At 70.3% G+C, this 5,632-nt stretch carries 7 protein-coding genes and 1 pseudogene; 6 read left to right on the forward strand and 2 right to left on the reverse strand.

All coding sequences use genetic code 11. The annotated features are described in order from the left end of the window. The first annotated feature begins 266 nt into the window (after positions 1-266). From FV222_RS15775 to FV222_RS15800, 6 genes are all read left to right on the forward strand, one after another. Positions 267-2,285, forward strand: coding sequence for an acetyl/propionyl/methylcrotonyl-CoA carboxylase subunit alpha (locus FV222_RS15775; RefSeq protein WP_147815027.1), 2,019 nt, complete (start codon positions 267-269; stop codon positions 2,283-2,285). 29 nt (positions 2,286-2,314) lie between these two features. Beyond that, positions 2,315-2,689, forward strand: a complete 375-nt coding sequence (locus FV222_RS31220; protein WP_246685489.1) for a hypothetical protein — start codon at positions 2,315-2,317, stop codon at positions 2,687-2,689. A gap of 2 nt (positions 2,690-2,691) precedes the next feature. Further along, positions 2,692-3,141, forward strand: coding sequence for a gamma-glutamylcyclotransferase family protein (locus tag FV222_RS15785; RefSeq protein WP_147762231.1), 450 nt, complete (start codon positions 2,692-2,694; stop codon positions 3,139-3,141). Beyond that, positions 3,134-3,415, forward strand: coding sequence for an acylphosphatase (locus FV222_RS15790; protein WP_147762230.1), 282 nt, complete (start codon positions 3,134-3,136; stop codon positions 3,413-3,415). The genes FV222_RS15785 and FV222_RS15790 overlap by 8 nt, the downstream gene beginning before the upstream one ends. A 149-nt stretch (positions 3,416-3,564) precedes the next feature. Then, on the forward strand, positions 3,565-4,323 hold the full coding sequence (locus FV222_RS15795) for a DUF599 family protein (protein WP_147762229.1): 759 nt from the start codon (positions 3,565-3,567) through the stop codon (positions 4,321-4,323). Between the two features lie 47 nt (positions 4,324-4,370). Next, positions 4,371-4,601, forward strand: a complete 231-nt coding sequence (locus FV222_RS15800; protein WP_147762276.1) for a DUF3253 domain-containing protein — start codon at positions 4,371-4,373, stop codon at positions 4,599-4,601. Here FV222_RS15800 and FV222_RS15805 read toward each other — a convergent pair. After that, a complete protein-coding gene (locus tag FV222_RS15805; protein WP_147762228.1) occupies positions 4,574-5,395 on the reverse strand; it encodes a YdcF family protein in 822 nt (273 codons plus the stop codon). The two genes, FV222_RS15800 and FV222_RS15805, sit on opposite strands and share 28 nt — an antisense overlap. 27 nt (positions 5,396-5,422) lie before the next feature. Continuing rightward, positions 5,423-5,632: pseudogene (locus FV222_RS15810) on the reverse strand (dimethylmenaquinone methyltransferase); the annotation flags it as partial.

The following is a 5,632-nucleotide window of genomic DNA, read 5'->3' on the forward strand; positions in this document are numbered from 1 at the left end:
GCGTTCGCGCTGGACGCCAACCGCTGGACCCGCGAGCCGGCCAAGGCCGACCGGCCGCGCTTCGCCCGCGCGGCGTGAACTTGCTGCGGGCGCTTACAGCCTGACCTTGCAGCTTGAACCGGAGCCAAAAACTTTTCACCGCCGGGGCCGCGCCCTCGGCCTCCGGCACAGCTTCCGTCGCCTCGTGATCTGCTTTAACGGGAACGTTCTGTCCGGCTCACGCCAAGCCGGTTCCTGAAGACGACCTGATTCGAGCGCGCCAAAAGATGTTCGACAAGATCCTGATCGCAAACCGGGGCGAGATCGCCTGCCGCGTCATCAAGACGGCGCGACGCATGGGCATCAAGACCGTGGCGGTCTACTCGGAGGCCGACCGTGACGCGGTGCACGTTGCGATGGCCGACGAGGCCGTCCACATCGGCCCGGCGGCGGCGTCGCAGTCGTACCTCGTCATCGAGAAGATCATCGACGCCTGCAAGCGGACGGGCGCGCAGGCGGTGCATCCGGGCTACGGCTTCCTGTCTGAGCGCGAGGCCTTCGCCAACGCGCTCGCCGAAGCCAACATCGTCTTCATCGGGCCGAACCCCGGCGCCATCGCTGCGATGGGCGACAAGATCGAATCGAAGAAGGCGGCGGCGGCCGCCGACGTCTCGACGGTGCCGGGCTTCCTCGGCGTGATCGAGAGCCCCGAGCACGCGGTCGAGATCGCCGACGGCATCGGCTACCCGGTGATGATCAAGGCGTCGGCCGGCGGCGGCGGCAAGGGCATGCGCATCGCCTACGCCTCGGGCGAAGTCGCGGAGGGCTTCGCCCGCGCCAAGTCCGAGGCCGCGTCGTCCTTCGGCGACGACCGCGTGTTCATCGAGAAGTTCATCACCGACCCGCGCCACATCGAGATCCAGGTGATCGGCGACAAGCACGGCAACGTGGTCTACCTCGGCGAGCGCGAATGCTCGATCCAGCGCCGCAACCAGAAGGTCATCGAGGAGGCGCCGTCGCCGCTCCTCGACGAGGCCACCCGCCGGAAGATGGGCGAGCAGGCCGTCGCCCTGGCGAAGGCCGTAGACTACGATTCCGCCGGCACCGTCGAGTTCGTCGCCGGCCAGGACAAGTCGTTCTACTTCCTCGAAATGAACACCCGCCTCCAGGTGGAGCATCCGGTCACCGAGATGATCACCGGCGTCGACCTCGTCGAGCTGATGATCCGGGTCGCCTACGGCGAGACGCTGCCGCTCACGCAGGACCAGGTGAAGCTCGACGGCTGGGCGGTGGAGAGCCGCGTCTACGCCGAGGACCCGACCCGCAACTTCCTGCCCTCGATCGGCCGGCTCACCACCTACCGGCCGCCGGAGGAAGGCGAGTTCGGCAACGGCAAGGTCCGCAACGACACCGGCGTGGAGGAGGGCGGCGAGATCGCGATCCACTACGATCCGATGATCGCCAAACTCGTGACCTGGGCGCCGACCCGTGCGGAAGCGATCGAGCTGCAGGCCGAGGCGCTCGACGCCTTCGCCATCGACGGCATCCGCCACAACATCCCGTTCCTCGCCGCCCTGATGGCGCATCCGCGCTGGCGCGAGGGCGCGCTGTCGACCGGCTTCATCGCCGAGGAGTTCCCGGAAGGGTTCTCCGCGCCCGAGCCGAAGGGCGCGGTGGCCCAGCGGATGATGGCGGCGGCGGCCGCGATCGACCACAAGCTCAATGCGCGCAAGCGCGGCATCTCCGGCCAGATGCGCGACCCGGGCCTGCTGCATTTCGAGCGCGACCGCGTTGTGATGCTGGCGGGCGAAGCCTTCCCCGTCACCGTCGATCCGCACGAGGACGCGCTGGCGCAGAACTGCCTCGTCGTCACCGAGGCCGACGGCACCGCCCACGTGGTCGAGAGCGAGTGGCGCCCCGGCGAGCCGGTCTGGACCGGCACGATCGGCGCGCAGCGTGTCGCGATCCAGGTGCGCGGGCTGCTCAACGGCGTCGCGCTCCAGCACGCGGGCGCCGCGGCCGACGCCCGCGTCTACACCCGCCGCGAGGCGGAGCTCGCCGCGCTGATGCCGGTCAAGGAGGATGCCGGCTCGGGCAAGCAGGTGCTCTGCCCGATGCCCGGCCTCGTGAAGCAGATCCTGGTGAAGGAAGGCCAGGAAGTGAAGAACGGCGAGGCCATCGCCATCGTCGAGGCGATGAAGATGGAGAACGTGCTCCGCGCCGAGCGCGACGCCACCGTGGAGAAGATTCACGCCAAGGAGGGCGAGAGCCTCGCGGTCGACGCGGTGATCCTGGAATTCGCCTGATCGCCCCAGCATCCTGAGGCCGGCGCGGAATGAGCCTGATCCACAACGAGCAGACCAAACTGCTCGCCACCGGGCTCAACACCATCGCCGCGGCGTTCATCATCATCGACGTCGTCACGCCGGTGACGGCTGTCAGCTTCGGTATCGCGAATGCTCCGAAACCGACCAGCGTCACCGTATTCTTCGCGGCCGTCTGGCTTTGGGCATACATTGGATCGCAAGGCGCGTTCTACGGAGCCTCAAATCATGAACTCCGGCGAGATTTTCGTGATTTTCGGGATTCCGGCCACCATGCTGACGGTGGCCTACCTCGCGATGCGTGCCAACGAATGGGCTATCCGCCGCGACGACCAGAAATCCGGCAAATAGCCAGTCGACCATTTTCCGGTCGGGGGCCGGAATAGGAATGCCCCTCTACTTTGCCTACGGCGCGAACATGGACGCCGCCGCCATGGTCGCCCGCTGTCCGGCCTCGCGGCTGATCGGGCAGGGCCGGCTGCACCGCCACCGCTTCATCGTCATGCGCGAGGGCTACGCCTCGGTGGTGCGCGACGGGCGCCACACGGTCTGGGGCGTGCTGTGGGAGCTGGCGCTCGCCGACGTGCCGGCGCTCGACCGCTACGAGGGCGTCGCCGGCGGCCTCTACGTCAAGGCGACGCAGCCTGTCGCGACCCCGGGCGGGGTCAAGCGCGCCTTGATCTATCTCGGCCGTTCCACCGCCTACGGCGTGCCGAAGCCGGGCTACCTCGAAGCGGTGCTTGCGGCAGGCGAGGCGGCGCAGCTGCCGCCAGCCTACCTGCGCGAGCTGCGCGGCTGGCGCCGCGGGCGTCCGACCGGGTTGTCCGGCCATGGATGAGAGCAGAAGCGCCGCCGTCGTGATCGTCGGCCGGGTGCAAGGCGTCGGCTATCGTGCCTGGACCCAGCGCGAGGCCGAGGCGCGCGGCCTGTCGGGGCACGTGCGCAACCGCGCGGACGGCGCGGTCGAGGCCACCTTCACCGGGGCGGCGGCCGCGGTCGACGTGATGGTGCAGGCCTGCCGGGCCGGGCCGCCGGGTGCGCATGTCGAGCGGGTCGAAATGCAGGCGGCGGAGCCGGAGCCCGATGTCGCCGGGTTCGCCATCCGACGCTGAGACGTCCGCGGATGGACCGAGCGCGCATGGGCGGCCCGCTCTCGCGCGCCTCGACAGCGCGGGGCGGTCCAGGGTAGCCATCGCTTGGCCCTGCGGCAGGCGCGCCTGCCCGGCCGCCGGCGAAGCTCGAGCCGACGCTCCCCGGGACGATGACCGACCTGCCTTCCGCCTCGCTGCTCTCGGCCTACCTGCCTGCCGCCTTCTCGCCGATTGACCTCGGCGCGCTGATCTACTTCGTGCTGGCCTGGGTCGGGTACGGCCTCTCCGTCGGGCGCCTGCGCGGCCGGATGGTGTCGCTGAGCCAGATCATGAACGCGCAGCGCGAGGAGTGGGCGCGCCAGCTCATCGTCCGGGACAACCGCGTGGTCGACACCACGATCAACGCCTCGCTGCAGAACGGCACCGCCTTCTTCGCCTCCACTTCGCTGATCGCCCTCGGCGGCGTCCTGACCCTGTCGCGCTCCGGCGACGACGTGCTCAACCTGTTCGGCACGCTGCCCTTCGGCACGATCGCCACGCGCACGACCTGGGAGATCAAGGTCGCGGGCCTCGCCGTCGTGTTCGTGTATGCTTTCTTCAAGTTCGCCTGGGCCTACCGGCTGTTCAACTACAGCGCGATCTTGCTCGGCACGGTGCCGCCCAAGGGCTCGGGCGCGGGCGAGGCGGAGATGCTGCGCGCCGCGCGCCGGGTGGCGGCGATGAACACCGCGGCCGGCAGCCACTTCGCCCGTGGGCAGCGAGCGTTCTTCTTCGCGCTGGCCTATCTCGGCTGGTTCGTCAGCCCCTACTTCCTCGTCGCCTCGACGACGGGGGTCGTGCTCGTGATGTGGCGGCGCCAGTTCGTCTCCGAGATCCGCACGATCCTGCTCGCCGACGACGACCCGAAACGCCGAGGATCCACGCCGTGAGCGACGACCGCACCGGAACCCGCAGCGAAGCCGCGATCGAGGAGACGATGCTGCGCCTCGTCGCCGAGCGCGGTCCCGGCAAGACGATCTGCCCGTCCGAGGTCGCCCGCGCGCTGGCCGGCCCGAACCCGGACCAGTGGAGCCCGCTGATGCAGCCGGTGCGGCGCATCGCCGTGCGCCTGACCAAGGCCGGCCGCCTCGCGATCCTGCGCAAGGGCAAGCTTGCCGACCCGGACGACTTCCGCGGCATCTACCGGCTGTCGCTGCCCGAAGCCTGATCCGGCCCAGGCAGCAGCGCGTCGGTGTAGCCGGCCAGCCGGTAGACCGCGAGGCCGATCCATTCCTTCACCGCGAAGTCGAGCACCAGCAGCCCCTCCGAGGCGAAGCTGCCGAAGCGCAGCGCGTCGCGCGGGCCGCGGGTGCGGTAGTCCACGGGGAAGGCGACGACGTCGAAGCCCGCCGCGCGGAAGCACCCGATCGCCCGCGGCATGTGGAAGGCGGAGGTGACCAGCAGCCAGCGCTCGCCCGGCTTCGGCTGGGCCATGGCGGCGGAGAACAGCGCGTTCTCGCGGGTGTTGCGCGACCGGTTCTCCAGGATCAGCCGGGTGCGCGGCAGGCCGAGGGTGTCGGCGTCTCGGCTGACGATGTCGGCCTCGGCGATCGCCCCGTCGACGAGGCTGCCGCTGCCGCCGGAGAACATCAGCCGCGCCAGCGGATAGCGCCGCGCGAGGTCGGCCATGTAGATCGGCCGCTCGCCGGCATCGTTGACGACGACCTGGTTGCGCCCCGAAGACAGGCCGGCCTCGATCCCGCCGCCGAGCACGATGATCCCATCGGGCGGCCGGTCGTCGGCGAAGGCCGGGAAGCGCTGTTCCAGCGGCAGCACCGCCCAGGCCGAGAGCGGCGAGAGTCCGCCCGCGAGCAGGCCGAAGAGGCCGAACGCGCTCAGGGTGCCGCCGAGTCGCCGCCGCGCGGTCGCAAGCGTCAGCGCGACGCCGGCGAGCCCGACGAGGCAAAACAGGTTCGAGGGTGTGATCAGGAAGAAGATCACCTTCGAGAGCGGAAAGAACATCGGCGCGGGTCCGGCGGGCGTCGGCCCTCAGGCCTTCGTCTCGGCCTCGTAGCGGGCCAGGGTCGCGGCGTCCGGCGGCAGCAGGGTGGCGAGGCTCGCGCCCTTCTCCGCCTCGCGGGTGAGCCAGAGGTCGAGGCGCTGCTGCTCGACGGCCTCCAGGGCCACCGCCTCGGCGATGTCGGCCGGGATCACCACCACGCCGTCCGGCCCGCCGACGACGACGTCGCCGGGATGCAC

It is taken from the genome of Methylobacterium sp. WL103 (assembly GCF_008039885.1).
In the GTDB taxonomy this organism is placed as follows: domain Bacteria; phylum Pseudomonadota; class Alphaproteobacteria; order Rhizobiales; family Beijerinckiaceae; genus Methylobacterium; species Methylobacterium cerastii.